The sequence below is a fragment of the Leeuwenhoekiella sp. H156 genome (assembly GCF_052218455.1).
Lineage (GTDB): Bacteria > Bacteroidota > Bacteroidia > Flavobacteriales > Flavobacteriaceae > Leeuwenhoekiella > Leeuwenhoekiella parthenopeia.
The window spans coordinates 3777450-3796458 of the sequence record NZ_CP197499.1; the positions used below are offsets into that span (position 1 = coordinate 3777450).

Here is a 19009-nt window from a genome sequence, read left to right on the forward strand (position 1 = left end):
GGCTTGGGGTTCTATTTCTTAAAAATGGGCAGCAGATAACTTATTGAATAACCATAACCTGCGCCATACACATTATCAAAGGTTACCTTGTTGAATCCCGGAGCGTAAATGTTGGTGAAATCATCGGGCGCTTTTTGAGAAAGCATCCGCTTCAGCTGCACGTTCATCCCTAAATACAGATTGTTAAGAACCTCTACCTGAATCCCCATTTGCAGTTCTCCCCAGATCGCATTGAGGCCCGAATATTCGCGAGATACCACCCGGGTATCGGGCTCAAAGAAGGTATTGGGGTTGTAGATGGTATAGCTGTTTAAATCGGTTTTAAAGCTGGCTACGCCTATATGTAACCCTACGTATATAAGGTTTGACATACCGGCCCAGTTGCTATAGGCGTTATAATTGATCCCGCCTTTTAGGTAGCTTCCCTGAGTTTTAGTGTCAAATACGCCTTCTTCAAAGCTTTTGGATTCACGGCCTACTTCTGCTGCTATATAGTAGCGGTCTTTGATTCTGAAATCGCCTACTATCGCGGCACCCTCATAGTTCTCTTCGAGAAAGCTTCGCAAAATTTTGCTCAAATCTATCCCGGCACGTAAACCGTATTTTTCGGCAGGTTTTTTATCTGCCAGGGTATCTGAAGCCCGGGTTTCAAGCGGCTCTTCAACTACAATCCCCTGATTATCCTGAGCGATTGCTGAAACGAAGCCGAATGTGCACAGACTAATGACTAATATATACCTGCGTAGTATCTTCATTTTCTACAGTTCTCAAGTTAATGTTGATATCGTCAATCCAGCGGGTAGCACCGGGCCGGGGTCGAATTTCCAGATTGGTAAAAATAACTTTGTAGCCGCACGCCCTGCTGATAAATACCTCCTGGGGCGTGTAGTTGATGATTAACGTGTCTATATCTTCAGGGTCTTCATTAGCATCGGGGTTTCCCGGATTTTTCTCAAAAAGAAAAACCGTTGTGGTAGTATCGGTGCGTAATGGAATGCTAATACTGGAAGCATTTCTAAATTGAATAACTTTTGTACGGTCTATATTATACACGTCTAAATTGAGCGGTTTGGCCTCCAGCGTGTTTTCATTGCTTCTAAAGCCTATGGTAAGACCGGGAGTGGTGGGGGTGCTGGCTGCACAGATATCATCACGCTCACAAGAGTAGGTGGTGAGTACAATAAGCAAAATAAGGATAATACCGTTTCTGAGCATTAGCGGAGTTCTAATAAAACAACATTTTCTACATGGTGTGTCTGCGGAAACATATCTACAGGCTGCACCTTTTTAATCTTATAGTACGGGTCGAGCAAAGCTAAATCACGGGCTTGTGTTGCACTGTTACAACTTACATAAACAATACGGGGAGCCTTAATTTTGATTAGTTGTTCGACCACATCTTTATGCATACCATCGCGCGGAGGGTCGGTTATCACCACATCGGGCTTACCGTGTTTTGCTACAAAAGCCTCGTTAAAGACATTTTTCATATCCCCTACATAAAACTCAACGTTTTCAATGCTGTTTAATTGCGCGTTTTCACGTGCGGCAATAATAGCGTCTGGGACAGCTTCAACTCCAATCACTTTTCCGGCATTTTTTGCGACAAATTGAGCGATGGTTCCTGTGCCGGTATACAGGTCAAATACAGTCTCAGATCCCTGAAGGTCTGCAAAATCACGCGTTATTTTATACAGTTGGTAAGCCTGTTCAGAATTGGTCTGGTAGAACGATTTAGCATTGATTTTAAACTTCAGGCCTTCCATTTCTTCAAAGATGTGATCTCTTCCGTTATAGCAGATCACTTCCTGATCGTAAATGGTATCGTTTCCTTTCTCATTAATCACATAAAGCAATGATGTTATCTCCGGAAAGCTTTCTTTTAAATAATCAAGTACCAACTCACGGGGTTCTTTTTCGTCAGCAAAAAACTGAACCAATACCATAAGTTCACCCGTACTGCTGGTACGTATCATTAAGGTTCTTAAAAGTCCTTCCTGATTGCGGGTATTAAAAAACGGAATGTTGTTTTTGGTAGCAAACTCCTTGACCCCGTTGCGTATGGCATTACTGGGATCACGCTGCAACCAGCACTTGTCGATATCCAGAATTTTGTCCCACATTCCGGGAATGTGAAAGCCCAGGGCATTGCGGTCTTCAATAATCGCATCGCTTTTGATCTGCTTGAGGGTAAGCCATTTGCTGTCGCTAAAACTAAATTCCATTTTGTTGCGGTAGAAATACTGCTCCTCGCTGCCGGAAATGGGTGTGATGGCAGGAAGCTCAAGTTTCCCAAGGCGTTTCAGGTTATTTTCAACCTCGCGCTGCTTGTATTCAAGCTGAGCTTCATACTGCATATTTTGCCATTTGCAACCGCCACAGGTGCCAAAGTGTTTACAAACGGGCTGAGTACGCTTTGGCGATTCCTCGTGAATCTGTATGGCAGTACCCTCGTAGTAGGCTTTGCGCTGCTTGTTGGTTTGTACGTCTACAACATCGCCGGGAACGGCATTATTGATGAAAATAACACGCCCGTCAGGAGCTTTTGCGATGGCTTTTCCTTTTGCACCGGCGTCTGTCACCGTTACTTTTGAAAAGACTTTTCTGGTTTTCTTTTTTCTTGACACGCGGCAAAAATAGTATAAATATGATGATCTGCATCAAGCTTAAGCCCCGCATTTAAGTAAGCTTTAGGACTAAGTAGGTTAAGGAGTTATGGATTTTTTAATAAATTGCAAGTTCTTAAACAGGATGATTTCTCTCCTTTTAAGAATGCTTCTTTATACTGGAATTACTTCTGAATCTTTACAGAAACCAAAAGAAGACATTGCCAAGCAGGAATCATAGAGTGCTTACCCTAAAATTTTTTACAACATGATTACTGAAGATCAACTTACTTCACAGGAGGCTATTGCCCTCGAAGACAAACACGGCGCGCACAATTATCATCCGTTGCCTGTGGTTTTGAACCGCGGTGAAGGTGTTTATGTGTGGGATGTAGAAGGTAAAAAGTATTTTGACTTTTTATCTGCCTATTCTGCCGTAAACCAAGGGCATTGCCATCCTGCAATCGTTGATGCGATGAACAAACAGGCTCAAACCCTCACACTTACATCAAGAGCATTTCACAACGATATGCTCGGCAGGTATGAAGCCTTTGCTACAGATTATTTTAAGTTTGACAAGCTCCTGCCTATGAACACCGGTGCAGAGGCTGTAGAAACTGCGATTAAGATAGCCCGCAAGTGGGCTTATGAAAAAAAGGGAGTTAAAGAACAGGATGCTCAAATCATTGTTTGTGAAAATAATTTTCATGGACGAACCACAACGATCATTTCGTTTTCTAACGATGAGGGTGCCCGCAAGAACTTTGGTCCTTATACTCCCGGATTTATCAAAATACCTTACGATGATCCAAAGGCGCTGGAGCGTGCCCTTCAGGAAAATGACAATGTAGCCGGATTCCTGGTAGAACCTATTCAGGGAGAAGCAGGAGTGTATACACCATCAGATGATTTTATGAAACAGGCCAAGGCTTTGTGTAATGAACACAATGTTTTATTTATAGCCGATGAAATTCAGACCGGAATAGCCCGTACCGGTGCTTTGCTGGCCGTATGTGGAAACTGTACCTGCGAAGGTCACTGCGAGCGTCAGGAAACGTATAGCAGACCCGATATTCTGATCTTGGGAAAAGCCCTTTCCGGAGGAGCCTACCCGGTATCTGCGGTATTGGCTGACGACGCTGTAATGAATGTAATCAAACCCGGACAGCACGGTTCTACCTTTGGGGGTAATCCTGTGGCAGGGGCCGTAGCTATGGCTGCTTTGAATGTGGTCAAAGACGAAAACTTAGCGCAAAATGCCCGTAAACTGGGAACGTTATTCCGTAACAAACTGAATGACTATATCAAAGGAAGTACGATTGTAAAGCTGGTGCGTGGTCGTGGATTGCTCAATGCAATTGTGATTAACGATAGCGAAGACAGCAGCACGGCCTGGGATATTTGTATGGCGCTAAAAGAAAACGGACTTCTGGCTAAACCTACTCATGGTAATATCATTCGCTTTGCTCCTCCATTGGTTATGACCGAAGAGCAATTGCTCGAGTGCGTTGCAATTATTACAAAAACGCTTAAAGCTTTTGAAAAGTAAGTGTTACAGTTTAGATATAACTAAAAACAGCGCCACGATGGCGCTGTTTTTTTTGTTTTAAATATCTATTATCGTGTAATTTAATCTACAATCTCGAGAAGCTCCACATCAAAAATTAGAGCGGTATTTGGTGGAATTCCTCCCTGCGAACCATAGACCCCATAGCCTAATCTTGCTGGTAGAAATAAAGTTGCTTTTCCTCCGGTTTTCATCAATCTGATGCCTTCGCTGAAACCGGTAATGACATTGCTTAAATTAAAATCTGCGGTTGTGGTCGGGTTAAATAGCGTTTTATTTAAAAAATATCCTTTGAATTTAACTTTAACCGTAGCATTAGCAGCAGGAGATTCACCTGTTCCTTCTTCAGTTATCGTATAATGTAATCCACTGCTGGTAGTTTGTGCAATAATGGTATTTGCTTCCAGATAAGCTTCAATTTCTTCCTGATTGCGGGCAAATGCTTCGGCTTCTGTTTCTGTAGGTAGTGTAGGCCCGGCATCATCACTCATTGAGCAGGAAACAAATAAGCTGATAAAAAGTAATCCTAAAAATGGTTTCATAAATACATTTAGTTTTTAAAATAGGTTGAATAGTATTCCGTCAAAATTGGAATAACTAACCTCTAGATACCCGAAGTTTAAAATGGTTGCTTTGATTTGAAAATTTTTTAAAAACGGTAGCCTACCTGTATGCCTCCTCTAAAGTAAATATCAACAGAACTGAAATTGTCATCATCTTTAGTATTACCGAATAAATTACGTCCTACACCTATTGAAGGTTCGATTACAAATCCATTGTTGCTTGCCCATTTATAACCCACTGCAAAACCTGCCCCAAAAGCAGTATTGTTTTGCTCAACGTACCGTTCATTAATGATAAAATCAGTATCTGGATCGTAAGTATATTCGTAGTAATTATCTTCAAAACTACCCAGATTTAAATGTCCTTCTGCAAAAAGTCCCTGAGCTCTTTTTTCCTGACGGTTAAAGAAATACTGTCTGTAAAAAGGAGTTATTGCCCACTTTAGAATATCATCACTGCTTTCGCCGCCATCAATACTAACCGAAACTCCGGCTCCGGAATACTTGCTGATGAGGTATTCATAGGTGATTTCAATATTTGCCACGGCAATAAGCTCTATAGCGTCAATTTTGATTTCGTGTTTTTTGCTGAAAAACGCGTTTGAATCTTCTTGTGCGAAAATCGCTGTTGAAAGGAAAAGCCCCAGCAATCCCGTTTTTAGTTTTAAATGCATCTTTTTTTGATTGATTAATTTGCTGTAAAGATGCTCAACTAAGGGATAGGTTGCTCTTATTTAGTCAGTTAAAAAAGGCAATTTATTGTTGAGGTTAGTTAACTTCTTGATTATCTGTCAAATAATCAAGAAGTTTAGTTGATATCTGCTTTTGTGTAGTCTGAATTATTTTGCAGCCAATTCGGCTATTTTGATAATAACTTCGGTTGCTTTTAGCATACTTTCAACCGGTACATACTCAAATCTTCCGTGAAAATTGTGGCCTCCGGCAAAAATATTGGGACAGGGAAGGCCCATAAATGAAAGTTGAGAACCGTCTGTGCCACCGCGAATGGGTTTTATGATGGGTTCGACTCCTGCGGCAATCATCGCTTCTTCAGCCAGATCTACAATATGCATGACCGGTTCAATCTTTTCGCGCATATTAAAATACTGATCTTTTATTTCAAGCGAAATCAATTCTAGACCATACTGACTGTTAATTTCTGCGGCAAGATTATTTAAAACTTCTTTGCGGGCTTCAAAATGCTCTCGATCATGGTCTCTAATGATGTATTCGAGAACGGTCTCTTCCACATCGCCTTTGATTCCGTTTAAATGAAAAAAACCTTCCCGGTCTGAGGTATGCTCCGGTGTTTCGAGTCTGGGCAAGGAGTTGATAAAGTCCTGTGCAATGTAGATGCTGTTAATCATTTTGCCTTTAGCATAACCCGGATGCACACTTTTCCCTTTTACAAATACTTTTACGCCTGCAGCATTAAAATTTTCAAATTCCAGTTCACCAATCTCACTTCCATCCATTGTGTACGCCCAGTCAGCACCAAATTGCTTTACGTCAAATTTATGGGCGCCACGACCTATTTCTTCGTCAGGTGTAAACCCAATACGAATAGTACCGTGTTCGATTTCAGGATGGGCTTTCAGGTATTTTACAGCTTCCATAATTTCGGTAATCCCGGCTTTATCATCGGCGCCCAGCAAGGTGGTTCCATCTGTAGTGATGAGAGTTTGTCCCTTGTAATTTTCGAGTTCCTCAAAATCATCCGGACTCAAGACAATATTTTGATCTTCATTCAGAATAATGTCTTTGCCGTTATAATTTTCTATAAGTTTTGGTTTTACGTTAGTCCCTGTAAAATCGGGTGTGGTGTCGTAATGTGAAATAAACCCAATTACGGGAAGCTTTTTTGAACTGGTAGCCGGTAAGGTGGCCATAATGTAACCGTTACCGTCAATACGTGCATCGCTAAGGCCCATATCTAAAAGTTCCTGATGCAGTTTACGGGCCAGATTCCATTGTTTTTCGGTGCTTGGCGTTGCAGAACTTTCGGGGTCGCTTTGCGTGTCTATAGTTACATAACTGATAAAACGATCAATGAGTGGTTGTTTGTCTATTATAAATGTATTTTTCACACCAAATTTTATTTTTTGACTTACTTTAATATGTGATTGTGTTAAAAGAGTAACTATTCCTTAATTTTTTTAAGAAATAGATTAACTTGATTCTACTCTATTTTAAACTAACACAAAATTATGATTATGCAAAGAAACTACACGTTTACAATTCTCTTTTCTTGCTTTATTTTAATTACAGGATTTGCGCAGGAAATTCAAGTCTCCGGGACGGTGATTGATGATCAATCTACTCCCTTGCCCGGCGTATCGGTTCAGGTTGAAGGCACAGATAAAGGAACCATCACCGACTTTGACGGAAACTACAGCCTCGATGTAACCAGCGGGGTTAATCTGGTATTTTCCTATGTGGGTTTTGAGACTCAGGTCCTTCGTGTAACCGGGCCGGTTCTCAATGTAACGCTGACCTCCGGGGTGGCTCTTGACCAGGTTGTACTTATTGGTACCCGTAATCCCAGCCGAACAGCAGTAAACTCGGCAGTACCGGTAGATGTGCTGAGTGTTTCAGAAATTGCGGAAAGCTCGCCGCAGATTACGGTAACCGAAATATTGAACTACGCCGCACCTTCCTTTTCATCAAACCCACAAACCATTTCTGATGGTACAGATCACATTGCACCGGCTTCATTACGGGGTTTGGGACCTGATCAGGTTTTGGTATTAATCAACGGAAAGCGACGTCACAAAACGGCATTGGTAAATACAAACGGTACTTTTGGCCGGGGTTCAGTAGGTACAGATTTATCTGCGATACCAACCAATGCTATTGAACGTATCGAAATCTTAAGAGACGGTGCAGCTGCCCAGTATGGTTCAGATGCCATTGCAGGGGTGATCAATATTGTGCTTAAAAAAGCGACCAATCAGCTTGCTATAGATATGACCACCGGTGCAAACTTCACCAGTGAAAATTATGACGATAGTGTTGATGGCGAAAAAATCAATATTGGCGCTAATTATGGTTTGCCTATCGGCGAAAAAGGCGGATTTGTAAACTTTACGGGTAACTTCAACTTTAGAGGCGCAACAAACCGGATGCGTTCTTATGAAGGTCAAATATTCACAGGTTACAATTCCATTGAACGCGTAGCAAATAACGATGGTTTTGATCTTTTAGATTTACAAACTGATGTAGATGCGATTAAAACCTATGCACAAAATGCAGGATTACCTTCAGATGTTTTGGCACAGGTGAATGCAGCAACCGGAATTCCTGATTTGAGAACAGCTCTCAATTATGACAACACAGATACCGAACTTGGCTTTAGAGGTCTTGATCGCAGCGATTTTAATATGCGTGTGGGTAATTCCCAGTTGCGCGGAGGTCAGTTTTTCGGAAATCTTGAAATCCCTTTGGGAGGAGAAGGAGATTTTAAATTGTACTCTTTTGGGGGATTAGGCTTTAAAAATGGTAATGCTGCCGGTTTTTACCGTCTTCCGTTTCAGTCCCGTAACGTGACTTCGGTTTATTTAAACGGGTTTTTGCCGGAGATTAACTCGAATATCAAGGATAAAGCTGTTGCAGTAGGAATCCGCGGTAAAGTAGGAGCGTGGAATGTTGATTTAAGCAACAATACCGGTATTAATGAATTTACCTACCGTATTAGCAATTCGCTTAATGCTTCCTTGCTCAATTCAACACCCTTTGAAGCAGATGCGGGAGGTTACAGCTATCAGGAAAACACTTCAAACCTGGACGTAAGCCGTTTTTATGAAGATGTGATGTCTGGTTTAAGTATTGCGTTTGGTGCTGAATACCGTGTGGAAAATTATGACATCATCCCCGGTAAGGAGGTTTCTTATGCCCGTTATGATACCCAGGGAAATGTTTACGATCCTACCGATCCTAATTCTGTTGTTCCTGTAGACTTTTTTGGTAGCGGTCGTCCCGGCGGGATTCAGGTGTTTCCCGGTTTTGCGCCGAACAACGTGGTAGATGCCTATCGAAACTCAGTTGCGGGGTATCTGGATGTGGAAGCAGATTTTACCGATACCTTTCGTATGACCGGTGCTTTGCGTTATGAGAATTTCTCTGATTTTGGCGGAACCTTAAATTTTAAATCTTCCTTTTTGTGGAAGCTTAACGAAACCTTCAACCTTAGAGGTTCGGTACAGTCGGGCTTTAGAGCTCCGTCGCTGCACCAGATTTATTACAATTCCACATCTACCTTATTTGTAGATGGGGTACCTCAGGAAGTTGGTATTTTCTCCAATACCTCCCGAGTTGCCCGTGTGCTCAACATAGCAGAGCTAAAAGAAGAAACCTCTCTGGGCTACACTGCCGGATTTACGGCAAAAATACCTGATGCAAATCTTTCCTTTACAGTAGATGGATACTTAATCAATATTGATGATCGCGTGGTTTTAACCGGTCAATTCGGTCCCAATGGAGACCCGGAATTGCAACGTTTATTCAGTCAGGCAAACGCCACGCAGGCAGCCTTCTTCGTGAATTCGGTAGATACACAAACCAGGGGAATTGATTTTGTCGCAGATCATAGTGCCGATATCGGAACAGATCTGAGACTTAAGAGTACCCTTTCTTTCACCCTGTCAAAAACAAGCATAGAGAACATCAATATTCCCGGCCCGGTGCGTGATGCAGATCTTGCAGAGACCTATTTTGACCGAACCAGTGAATTGTATATTGAAGCTGCGGTACCGCGTACAAAAGGTAGTTTAACAAACAGTCTCTTTATTGGTGAAAAGTGGAATGTGTTTTTACGTAACACCTACTTTGGAGAGGTTGAAGAGGCCACAAATAATGTGGAAGAAGGTATCGACCGTATTTATTCAGGGAAGGTGGTGACCGATTTAAGTGCAAGCTATAGATTTTCTAAAGCTTTGCGCATTACCGTTGGATCAAACAACCTGCTTGATGTGTATCCCGATATGGCAGACCCGGCTTTTCAGTCTGAAGGACGCTTTCTGTATTCGCGCAGATCTACGCAGTTTGGTATAGACGGGCGCTATTTGTTTGCACGTTTAAATATTGTTTTAGACTAAGATTTTAATTTTGATATCATTTTTTAAAGGCTCCCTTCAGGGAGCCTTTTTTATGTGTGTATTTCTTTTTGATTCTAGTCGCGGCACTGTATTTTTGGAGCAGTTTTAGCCGATACCTATGTACAAATCACTCATTCGCCCCCTGCTTTTTAAATTTGACCCCGAAGCGGTTCATCATTTTAGTTTTAAGAGCATTGGGTTGATGCACAAGCTGGGAATTACCAAAATCTTTAAAAATCAGTTTCAGCTTAATGATCCGCGATTAGAACGGGAGGTTTTCGGTCTAAAATTTAAAAATCCCGTGGGGCTTGCAGCGGGTTTTGATAAAGATGCTAAACGCTATCGGGAGCTTGCAGGTCTTGGTTTTGGTTTTATTGAAATAGGTACGCTGACTCCAAAACCCCAACCCGGTAATCCGAAAAAGCGATTATTCCGCCTTAAAGAAGATAGCGCGATCATAAATCGAATGGGTTTTAATAATGGTGGTGTCGAAGCCGCTGTAGCACGTTTAAAATCGAATACACATGTTTTAATAGGGGGCAATATCGGCAAGAATAAAGTAACTCCCAATGCCGAAGCTTTTGGAGATTATGAAATCTGTTTTGAAGCCCTTTATGATTATGTAGATTACTTCGTGGTTAATGTAAGCTCGCCTAATACGCCGAATCTACGCGAATTACAGGACAAAGAACCGCTAACGCAATTACTGAGCGGACTTCAGGCCCTAAATACGGCAAAGCCAAAGCAAAAACCCATTCTGCTCAAAATTGCCCCAGACCTTACAGACTCTCAGTTGCTCGATATAATTGATATTGTAAAAGAGACCAAAATCGCCGGGGTAATTGCTACAAATACGACCATAAGCCGTGAGGGGCTTCAATCTGAAGCAAAATCTGAAATGGGAGGTCTGAGTGGGAAACCCCTTAGACAGCGTTCTACCGAAGTCATTCGGTTTTTGTCTGAAAAAAGCGGGAAAGCTTTCCCAATAATCGGGGTGGGAGGTATACATTCTCCTCAGGATGCCATTGATAAACTGGAGGCGGGTGCAAGCCTTATTCAGCTTTATACCGGCTTTGTTTATGAGGGTCCGTCGCTTATTAAACGTATTAATCGTAAAATAGTAGAGAAACTATAATCACAGTTGTTGAAATTCATCTAAATTTAAAACAGCGTAAAGCGACCCCTTTCATATTTAAAATTACGTGAATTTCAATTGTAACGCATATCACAGGATTGCTAAAGGGAAGATATTTCTTTTTTTTACACTTGTTTTATGTCTGTCTGTTTCCGGACAGCAACGTCCCATAGATTCACTCTTACAGAAATTATCACAAACCAAATCAGACTCGAGCCGGGTTCATATTCTCGAGCGTCTGGGTTATGAGTATCTGTATTACAAGCCCGACTCTGCATTGTTCTACATCGATGAGGCGCTCGAACTTTCTAAAAAAAATGAATACGAGCTTGGCCTTGCAAAAGCACACAACCGCAAAGGAACCTATTATATCGTAAAATCACAGTATTCGCAGGCAATTGAAGAATTTCAAAAGGCTTTACCCTTTTATAAAAAAATCGGAGACAGTACCGGGATAAGTGAAAGTTTAGGAAATCTTGGTATTCTTGATTTTTATTTGAGGGATTATGACGAGGCTCTTGAAAATTTTCAGCAGGCGATTACCTATCTCGACACGGTGGGTCAGTTTGAAACGTACACCAAGTATTTAGCCAATTTAAGCGGGGTACACCGCGAGAAAAAGCAATTAGATAGTGCCCTGTATTATGCGCGGCGTTCTTTAGACTATTCCCAAAAGCTTGACGATAAACGCCTGTCGTCTGTTTCGTATTTTAATTTGGGTACCGCCTATTATTTTTTAGAGGATTATGACAAGGCTATCGCTAATCTGAATAAGGCCCTAGAACTTGATCGTATTCCGGTTCAGTTTTCCATTTTAGCGAAATCCTACAAGTCTCTCAGCTATACTGTTCTTGGAAACAAGGAACTGGCGGCAGCCGCATTGGAGGGGCTTGAGCAACAGGCCCTGGCAATAAATGATCAATACGTTACGCTGAGGTTATATGAAGCAAAACAAAAGTATTTAGAGTCCGAAGGGCGCATAGCGGAAGCTTTTGAATATGCTCAGAAGTACATTAAATTAAATGATGAGATTCACAATCGGGAGCAAATAACAATTTTTCAGAATATTAAAGTAAAATATGCAACCGAGGAGCGTATTCTTGAAAACAGACTTTTACATCAGGAAGCTAATCTGCAAAGCCTGCAATTGCAAAACCAGCGTTATGCCATCTGGGCGGTAGCTATTCTGGTGTTTTTGTTCCTCATTATGTTTTTGATTATATACCATATGTACAGCTATAAATCGGAAGCAAATAAAATGCTGAAAGAGAAGCAGGAGATTTTGAATAGAAATAACCGCAGTCTGGAGCTTATCAATACGCAGAAGGATAATTTGTTTTCAATTGTTGCTCACGATGTACGCAGCCCTATCGCTTCCATATTGAGCAGTACCCAGTTTTTAAACAAGCATTTTAATGAGTTTAGCGTCGATGAATTTAAACAACTTTTAGGGCAGCTCGAAGATCAGGCCGAAACGCTCAACAATTTAATTCTTGGAGTTTTAGTCTGGGCAAAATCTCAGATGAACGGTTTCAATTTTCACATTCAGGAAATAAAGCTGAATACGTTTCTTACTGATACCCTAAAAACCGAAGAATCTGCGATAAAGCGTAAAAATCTTCAAATTGTTAGGGAAATCGAAGAGGATCAAATAATTAAAACCGATTATCAGGTTTTGCAGGTTATTGTGCGCAATTTCCTGAGTAATGCCATCAAGTTTACACCGGCAGGCGGAAAGATCAGTTTTGGTCTCAAAGAAGAAAAATCCTTTTACCATATTAGCGTTACAGACACGGGTAGAGGTATGACTTCGGAAGAAATTAAAAAAGTGCTTGTTGATCAAAAGCGCTTCTCAGTTAAAGGCACCGAAGACGAGCCCGGCAATGGGATTGGGCTTATTTTGTGCCAGGAAATCGCAGCACAAACTGGAGGCCGCATCGAGATTGAAAGCACTCCCGGCGTGGGCTCAACCTTTGTTTTTGTCTTTCCTAAACCAGAACAGGCCGGGAAGATTTAACTGGCTGTATGCTCACATTTTTTTAATTGTATCTTTAACTCCTGTTTTTCCGAAATCGGGAATACAGTTGCTGAGGCTTGCCTCAAATTAAAAAACAGTTTTAAAAACCTTAAGGCATTGTTCAGGGTAATTTGTATTTAATGAGTTCAAAAATCAAAATCATAGAATGTCCGCGGGATGCGATGCAGGGGATCAAAGCTTTTATCCCTACAGCGCAAAAAGCGCAATACATACAGTCACTCTTGCGCTGTGGTTTTGACACCATAGATTTTGGGAGTTTTGTATCGCCTAAAGCTATTCCGCAAATGGTAGATACGGCAGCGGTTTTAGACCTTTTAGATTTGTCGCGTACGCAAACCAAACTATTAGCCATCATCGCCAATCTGCGCGGTGCCGAAGATGCTGTTAAGCACGACCAAATAGATTATCTGGGTTATCCTTTCAGTATTTCGGAGAACTTTCAGATGCGGAATACGCATAAAACCATAGCAGAATCTGTTGGTTTGCTTCAGGATATTCTTGACCTGGCCTACAAAAACAATAAACAGGTGGTTACCTATATTTCAATGGGTTTTGGAAATCCTTATGGTGATCCGTGGAGTGTGGAGATTGTAGGGGAGTGGACCGAAAAATTAGCAGCAATGGGTGTTTCCATCCTGTCGCTTTCAGATACTGTGGGAACTTCAGATGCTGAAACTATTGATTATCTGTTCAGCAATCTGATTCCTAAATATCCGCATATCGAGTTTGGAGCGCATTTACACACCACGCCCAATAAGTGGTTTGAAAAAGTAGATGCAGCTTATAAAGCGGGCTGTCGCAGGTTTGACGGTGCCATACAGGGGTTTGGAGGTTGCCCGATGGCTAAAGACGAACTCACCGGCAATATGCCTACCGAAAAGATGCTTTCCTATTTCAATACGGTTAAGGAAGATAGTGGCATACGCCCTATGAGCTTTGAGTCGGCGCACAACGAGGCTTCAAAAATCTTCCACAACTACCATTAATTGGCACCGCCAAAAGGCATTATTTCTCAAGGCATTTCTCGAAATTCATAATTTATTTAAACGAAAGCCTCCCGGGCTTGCCCCAAGGTTAACTATTACAATTTAAACTGAAGGGTCGCGTACCAGGTTCTGGGCTGACTCGGGATGATACCGGGACCCGGATAACCGGTGGCTCTGCGCACAAAATACGAGTTGTCTAGCAGGTTGTTGATACCGGTTTCTAAACGGAATTTCTTATAGGTATACGACAGCGAAAGATCCAAAATATCATAAGCCGGGATTTCTCCTATAATTCCTGAGGTATTGCTAAAATCACGTTCTGAGTTGGTAGCATCAGTAAATTGTTTGCTGAGGTAGGTGTACTGAAGGCTTCCCAGGAGGTTTTTAAAGCCAAAATTAATTCCGGTTTTTAGATTTACATCCGGTATAAACTCCACCTGTTTGCCGGTAACATTGTTTTTTTCGGAAGCGGTGTATTCCGATTGGGTGAGTGCCAAATTTCCAAACAGTCTAAGGCTAAAATCTTTATTCCTGCTAAAGCTGTCCCAGATGTTGTAATCTGCAAACGTTTCGATCCCATAAATGGAAGCATCCCCAATGTTTCCCCTTCTTTGAACGACAAGTATATCACTCTCTTCCTCCAGAACTATACCCAGTCTGTCCTGATAGCGTAAAAAGAACGCGCCTACATCATAGCTGAGTAAAGAGCCTATTCTTCCTCGTGCACCCAGATCAAAAGTATAACCATCTTCATCAGTAATACCTTCATCTATCTGAAATGTAGGGTTTACAATACGAATATCATCAAAAGTAACTGACCGGTAATTTTGACTGATATTACCGTAAAATTCCAGAGCTTTTGATGGTTTATAACTCATACCCACACCGAGTAGAACAAACGTACGTTCAAAATTTCTATCCTCTTCAATATCCTCATCCAGAATCACATTTCCGGCGTTATCGGTATTTATACGTTTAAAACTACCTTGTGCACGTGTATTTATATATTCTAGTCTGGCACCCGGAGTTACACTGAATTTTTTACTCAGGTTGATTATGGTCTCGCTAAATGCCGCAAGATTGAGATTAGGAAACGTATAGTCTGACTGACGCTCGTAATTAGGGAAATCTGCCGTGGCAAAGTTGAAATCAGCATCACTTGCCGTTGTTCCGGGACCTTGCTGGCTTTCGTTTCTGGATTGATAATATTTACTACCTACTAAAAACGTATGCTCTTTGCCAAACAGGTTGTATCGCGTAAGAAATCGGGCTTCGGCGCCCCAGTTTTTAAAATCGCCCACAATCAAATCGCGGGGCTCATCAAAATCATCAGCCTGATTTACCCGGTTTACCCGGAAACCAACTGTTTTCCGCGAAGCGTCAAGGGCAAATAACTGCAGGCTAAAATCGGTTTTTTCAGAAAAGGCATGTTCCAGACGCAGGGCAAAAAGTTTCCAGTCTACCGCAAACCAGTTACGGCTGCGGTTGCTAAAGGTGGGGTCTTCTTCAAACTGTGAGTCGGTGAGTCCGCCTGCCTGCTGCGCCAGGTAATACAGGTAACTGCCTTCAAAAATTAGCTTGGTTTTATCGCCGATTTTTTGATCGAGATGCAAATAGGCATTATAAGAATCAAAACCGGAGTTGGGTCGAAAACCATCTCCCTTTTTGTAATTAAAATAGGCATAGTAGCCGGTGTTGTCTACCGTGCCGCTCAGGCTGTTAAACGATGTAAACAGATTATAGCTGCCTAAAGTTTGCCTTGAAGTCCACTCCAGTTTTTTGTCGGAGTTGGGTTGCTTCAGTTTAAAATTGATGAGTCCGCCAAACTGCGTACCGTATTGCAGAGAGGCAGCACCACGCACCACTTCTATACTTTCTAAAGCCTCGGCGGGTGGTGTGTAATAACTCTCGGGATAGCCCAAAACATCTGCCGAAATATCGTAACCATTTTGACGCGTATTAAAATTCGCCGAACGGTTGGGATCCAGACCACGCCCGCCGATGTTGAGCTGCAGGCCGGCGTCGTTATTTTCGTAAATATTAAGACCTACCACCTGTGCGTAAATCTGCCGGGCAGTTCCCGACGATAAATTGGCAGTGAGGTTTTCTACCTGTACCACCTCGCTCTTTTTACCGGCGTAAATGGCGGTGCCTTCAACGGGTTTGAGTTGTCGCAAAGCGAAAATCTTCCGTTTGCGGGCAGTGATCATCACCTCGTTCAGGTTTTCGCCCAAAGGATCAAGCGCAAAATCAAGGCGCGCATCTGCCGAAAGCGTGATACTTTTTTCAGCCAGTTCAAAAGCGAGGGCAAACACACTTAGGGTATAACTTCCTTCAGACAATCCGTTAAAGGTGTACGTACCGCGTGCATCGGTTTCGACCTTTCGGCCAATTTCAAGACAAAATACTTCGGCATTGGAGATAGGCTCTCCCGTAGTTGCGGCAGTCAGGGTGCCGGTAAGATTGTACTGCGTTTGTTGCGCCTGTGTAGTTTTCGCGAAGGCGAAAAAAACAATAAGCAAAGCGAAAAATTTAAAGTCCTTGTATGGTATCATCAAAAGGGAGTATAAACGTTTTGGGCTTAAACGAGCGCGGCTCATCAAGCAAATTTACATTAGGGTCTATAAATGGCTGACTCAGTCTGCCGTTAAGTGCAACATAACTTTCTACATACACCGCCAGGTTTTTATGCCCCTGAGCTGAAAAATGCGCTGCAAGATACTGCGCGTATTCGAGAATAAAGTCGGGCTGGGTGCTCATTTGTTTTTCCTGAAAGGGCGTCAAAAAATCACTATTATCCACGTAAAAATTCTTGCCCGTTTGCTCATCAACCACCTTAAATTGCGCATAGCCTGCTTTTTCCATCAGCATTACCCGCCACGAAAAGCGATAGCCTTCTTCGGTCCAGAAGAGTTCGCTGGGATAGGCGAGGTAGCGCCAGGGCAGCAGGAGCTGAATTACAAAAAATGCCGCAACTGCAATTAACGCCGGTTTCGAACTCATCTTGGAAACCCGTTCTGTCGTCACAAGAGTTTTTATGCGGAAGGATTTACGCAGGAAGTTGATGATTTTTTGATGGAAACCGGCGTCAAAGAAAATAAGCGCGCTTACAATCATGATGTATGGAAACATTCCAATGGGGAAGAGCACCCGGGTAAGCACGTGGAAAATGACTACCAGCACAAAGCCCAGTTTACGTGTGGGTTTGTACAGCAATAAAAACGGAATGCTGAGATCGTAGATCGCGCCAAACCAACTAAAGCTATAATGTACCCATTCCTGCTGCATCAGGTTTCCTAAAAGCGGTAAATCGTATTTGGAAGGCAGCCAGATCTTAAGTGGCATCGCTCGTAGAAGCCAGTCGCTGTTCAGTTTTGCAAGGCCGGCATAAAAATAGACGATACCCAGCAGCAGTTTGATGCTGTCTATATTCCACTTTGGGATGTGGGTAAATGCTTGTTTTCTGCGATATGAGTCCAGAGAAAAATAAGCGCCACCCTCTAAAAACAACATTAAAAATGCCAGGCAGCTGATGAAATAATAGTGATTGAGATAAGTGGTTTTATCCATCAGCTCAATGTAGGTAAAGCTCAGAAAGAACAGGAGTACAGACCATTTGTAGCGATAGCCCAGCGCAATACCCAGAGCAGCAAGGGCACAAATGCCAAAAATCACGTAGGTAAAGTTGCCTAAAGGCTGTACCCAGCTAAAGCCGTAATAGGTAAAGTGAAAATCGGGCTCGAGGTAGAGTTTTTTAATCCAGCCGTTGCTCCAAAAACGGATTATGCTCAACAGCATCATCACACCAAACAAAATACGAAAGACCGCTAATGGAGCGGCCTCTGTATTTTTAGTAAGATATTTGGAGATTGACTTTTGCATTAATCACCGTCTGCATCTACGTAATCGACATTGATGTCAAGTGCCTGCAACATATCGATCTTCATTAAAATCGTATTGCGCTGCAGCTCGTTGTAGGTCTCCAACAGGGCATTATTGTTGGTCTCAATCTGTACCACAAAGCTGCTGTTTAACGCGTTGGCTTTCGCCCGTGCGGCGTCAAACTGGGCATTTATAAGACTACTAAGGTCACTGCCGTTTTTAATGGTATTTAGATAATCGAGATAGGCTTTGAAAGAAGCTCCGGTGGCCAAACCCTTGTAGGCTTTCCCGTTGAAGAAATTCTGGGTTGCATTTAGAGCTTCAAGCAATAACGCCTTAGATAAATCTTCTTTATAGTAGGCCTCTACCGTTTGTGGTAATACTTCGTTTGAAAAAATTCCTGCAGGAATCCCCACTTTTCCGGCTCTTAAAAGTTTTTCGTAATAAAAAATGTAATCGTTAGCCAGTTTATCAACAGAACCAGAAGCCGAAGACGATGTATTGCTCACAAAGCTTCCGCGGAAACTGTTTTTCCAATCGGCCAGTACCGTCGCGGTTAACTGTTCGATACTCGCTGTTACATCGCTTAGGTACTTCTTATAATTTTCAGCGTTTACATCTGTGGTATAAAAAGCAAGAACTTCAGCGTCGCTATCTCCCAATCCAAAAAGCAAGTAATCAAGCGCCGGGAAACCCTGTGCATCAACTGCAGAAGGTAGCGCCAGATCGTAATTTCCACTTTCTACAGCCGAATTGATTTCGGTAGCGTTGGTAGGGTAGGTGTTTAGCCTGTAACTGTAACGTAGTTCTTCGGCTTTGCCTATATCAAACAGTTCAACATTTTGAAACGAAAAATAAGCAGATTCCCAGGCTGTGCGCAGTGTACCAAGTGTACTGGCATCCGGAGTCGCAACAAAAGCGGCTGCAGCAGCATTCAACGCTTTAGCTTCAACATCAAAGCCCTCGTAAGACGGAATGATGATATTATCGGCCCAGTTCACGAGCATCGCAGAACGGTCAAACTGATCGGTTTGTCCCTGTCCGGAATCATCTGTGCTATCTGAGGTACAACTCATAAAGCTGACCAGAGCAATTAGGGTAAAAACGGAAATAATTCTTTTCATCTTTTCTTTTTTTCT

14 protein-coding genes are annotated in these 19009 nt (G+C 42.3%); 5 read left to right on the forward strand and 9 right to left on the reverse strand.

Going from position 1 to position 19009, the window contains the following annotated elements; translation table 11 throughout:
- Nucleotides 1-11: 11 nt before the first annotated feature.
- Genes ACSSS3_RS16000 through rlmD form a run of 3 tightly spaced genes read right to left on the reverse strand, consistent with a single transcriptional unit; the run spans nucleotide 12 to nucleotide 2627 of the window.
- On the reverse strand, nucleotides 12-755 hold the full coding sequence (locus ACSSS3_RS16000) for a DUF6048 family protein (RefSeq protein WP_228230433.1): 744 nt from the start codon (nucleotides 753-755) through the stop codon (nucleotides 12-14).
- Entirely contained in the window at nucleotides 721-1215 is a 495-nt protein-coding gene (locus ACSSS3_RS16005) for a DUF6452 family protein (RefSeq protein WP_228230434.1), read from the reverse strand. Before ACSSS3_RS16005 ends, ACSSS3_RS16000 begins: the two co-directional genes overlap by 35 nt.
- A complete protein-coding gene (gene rlmD, locus ACSSS3_RS16010; RefSeq protein WP_442845465.1) occupies nucleotides 1215-2627 on the reverse strand; it encodes a 23S rRNA (uracil(1939)-C(5))-methyltransferase RlmD in 1413 nt (470 codons plus the stop codon). The genes ACSSS3_RS16005 and rlmD overlap by 1 nt, the downstream gene beginning before the upstream one ends.
- 247 nt (nucleotides 2628-2874) lie before the next feature.
- Here rlmD and rocD point away from each other — a divergent pair, with 247 nt between their 5' ends.
- A complete protein-coding gene (gene rocD / locus ACSSS3_RS16015) occupies nucleotides 2875-4155 on the forward strand; it encodes an ornithine--oxo-acid transaminase (protein ID WP_442845466.1) in 1281 nt (426 codons plus the stop codon).
- A gap of 80 nt (nucleotides 4156-4235) precedes the next feature.
- On the opposite strand, the gene ACSSS3_RS16020 is transcribed toward rocD, so the two are convergent.
- The 3 genes from ACSSS3_RS16020 to pepT all read right to left on the reverse strand — a co-directional run bounded on the left by ACSSS3_RS16020 (nucleotide 4236) and on the right by pepT (nucleotide 6808).
- Nucleotides 4236-4715 (reverse strand): FKBP-type peptidyl-prolyl cis-trans isomerase, encoded by a 480-nt coding sequence (locus ACSSS3_RS16020; RefSeq protein ID WP_442845467.1) that lies wholly within the window; start codon nucleotides 4713-4715, stop codon nucleotides 4236-4238.
- A 107-nt stretch (nucleotides 4716-4822) separates the two neighbouring features.
- A complete protein-coding gene (locus tag ACSSS3_RS16025; RefSeq protein ID WP_442845468.1) occupies nucleotides 4823-5410 on the reverse strand; it encodes a DUF3575 domain-containing protein in 588 nt (195 codons plus the stop codon).
- Nucleotides 5411-5575: 165 nt separating this feature from the next.
- Nucleotides 5576-6808: a peptidase T gene (gene pepT, locus ACSSS3_RS16030; protein WP_442847434.1), complete on the reverse strand. Its 1233-nt coding sequence runs from the start codon at nucleotides 6806-6808 to the stop codon at nucleotides 5576-5578.
- A 141-nt stretch (nucleotides 6809-6949) separates the two neighbouring features.
- On the opposite strand from pepT, the gene ACSSS3_RS16035 reads away from it, so the two are divergent.
- From ACSSS3_RS16035 to ACSSS3_RS16050, 4 genes are all read left to right on the forward strand, one after another.
- A complete protein-coding gene (locus tag ACSSS3_RS16035; protein ID WP_442845469.1) occupies nucleotides 6950-9829 on the forward strand; it encodes a TonB-dependent receptor in 2880 nt (959 codons plus the stop codon).
- Nucleotides 9830-9947: 118 nt separating this feature from the next.
- The gene (locus tag ACSSS3_RS16040) at nucleotides 9948-10964 is read left to right on the forward strand and encodes a quinone-dependent dihydroorotate dehydrogenase (protein WP_442845470.1); all 1017 of its coding nucleotides are present in this window, start codon (nucleotides 9948-9950) and stop codon (nucleotides 10962-10964) included.
- A 67-nt stretch (nucleotides 10965-11031) separates the two neighbouring features.
- Complete coding sequence (locus ACSSS3_RS16045; protein WP_442845471.1) at nucleotides 11032-12981, forward strand: tetratricopeptide repeat-containing sensor histidine kinase; 1950 nt, start codon at nucleotides 11032-11034, stop codon at nucleotides 12979-12981.
- A 140-nt stretch (nucleotides 12982-13121) separates the two neighbouring features.
- Nucleotides 13122-13988 (forward strand): hydroxymethylglutaryl-CoA lyase, encoded by an 867-nt coding sequence (locus tag ACSSS3_RS16050; RefSeq protein WP_442845472.1) that lies wholly within the window; start codon nucleotides 13122-13124, stop codon nucleotides 13986-13988.
- A 95-nt stretch (nucleotides 13989-14083) separates the two neighbouring features.
- Here ACSSS3_RS16050 and ACSSS3_RS16055 read toward each other — a convergent pair whose 3' ends face one another.
- The 3 genes from ACSSS3_RS16055 to ACSSS3_RS16065 are packed head-to-tail and all read right to left on the reverse strand — an operon-like array spanning nucleotide 14084 to nucleotide 18994.
- Complete coding sequence (locus ACSSS3_RS16055) at nucleotides 14084-16543, reverse strand: TonB-dependent receptor domain-containing protein (protein WP_442845473.1); 2460 nt, start codon at nucleotides 16541-16543, stop codon at nucleotides 14084-14086.
- Entirely contained in the window at nucleotides 16521-17870 is a 1350-nt protein-coding gene (locus ACSSS3_RS16060; protein WP_442845474.1) for an HTTM domain-containing protein, read from the reverse strand. Before ACSSS3_RS16060 ends, ACSSS3_RS16055 begins: the two co-directional genes overlap by 23 nt.
- The gene (locus tag ACSSS3_RS16065) at nucleotides 17870-18994 is read right to left on the reverse strand and encodes an imelysin family protein (protein WP_442845475.1); all 1125 of its coding nucleotides are present in this window, start codon (nucleotides 18992-18994) and stop codon (nucleotides 17870-17872) included. Before ACSSS3_RS16065 ends, ACSSS3_RS16060 begins: the two co-directional genes overlap by 1 nt.
- Nucleotides 18995-19009: the final 15 nt, after the last annotated feature.

Bases quoted from the DNA above. Each gene is read 5' to 3' on its own strand.
- ACSSS3_RS16025 (WP_442845468.1), bottom strand. From the start codon at position 5,410: ATGCATTTAAAACTAAAAACGGGATTGCTGGGGCTTTTCCTTTCAACA.
- ACSSS3_RS16065 (WP_442845475.1), bottom strand. From the start codon at position 18,994: ATGAAAAGAATTATTTCCGTTTTTACCCTAATTGCTCTGGTCAGCTTT.
- ACSSS3_RS16055 (WP_442845473.1), bottom strand. From the start codon at position 16,543: ATGATACCATACAAGGACTTTAAATTTTTCGCTTTGCTTATTGTTTTT.
- ACSSS3_RS16005 (WP_228230434.1), bottom strand. From the start codon at position 1,215: ATGCTCAGAAACGGTATTATCCTTATTTTGCTTATTGTACTCACCACC.
- ACSSS3_RS16040 (WP_442845470.1), top strand. From the start codon at position 9,948: ATGTACAAATCACTCATTCGCCCCCTGCTTTTTAAATTTGACCCCGAA.
- ACSSS3_RS16050 (WP_442845472.1), top strand. From the start codon at position 13,122: ATGAGTTCAAAAATCAAAATCATAGAATGTCCGCGGGATGCGATGCAG.
- rocD (WP_442845466.1), top strand. From the start codon at position 2,875: ATGATTACTGAAGATCAACTTACTTCACAGGAGGCTATTGCCCTCGAA.
- ACSSS3_RS16035 (WP_442845469.1), top strand. From the start codon at position 6,950: ATGCAAAGAAACTACACGTTTACAATTCTCTTTTCTTGCTTTATTTTA.
- ACSSS3_RS16020 (WP_442845467.1), bottom strand. From the start codon at position 4,715: ATGAAACCATTTTTAGGATTACTTTTTATCAGCTTATTTGTTTCCTGC.
- ACSSS3_RS16060 (WP_442845474.1), bottom strand. From the start codon at position 17,870: ATGCAAAAGTCAATCTCCAAATATCTTACTAAAAATACAGAGGCCGCT.
- ACSSS3_RS16000 (WP_228230433.1), bottom strand. From the start codon at position 755: ATGAAGATACTACGCAGGTATATATTAGTCATTAGTCTGTGCACATTC.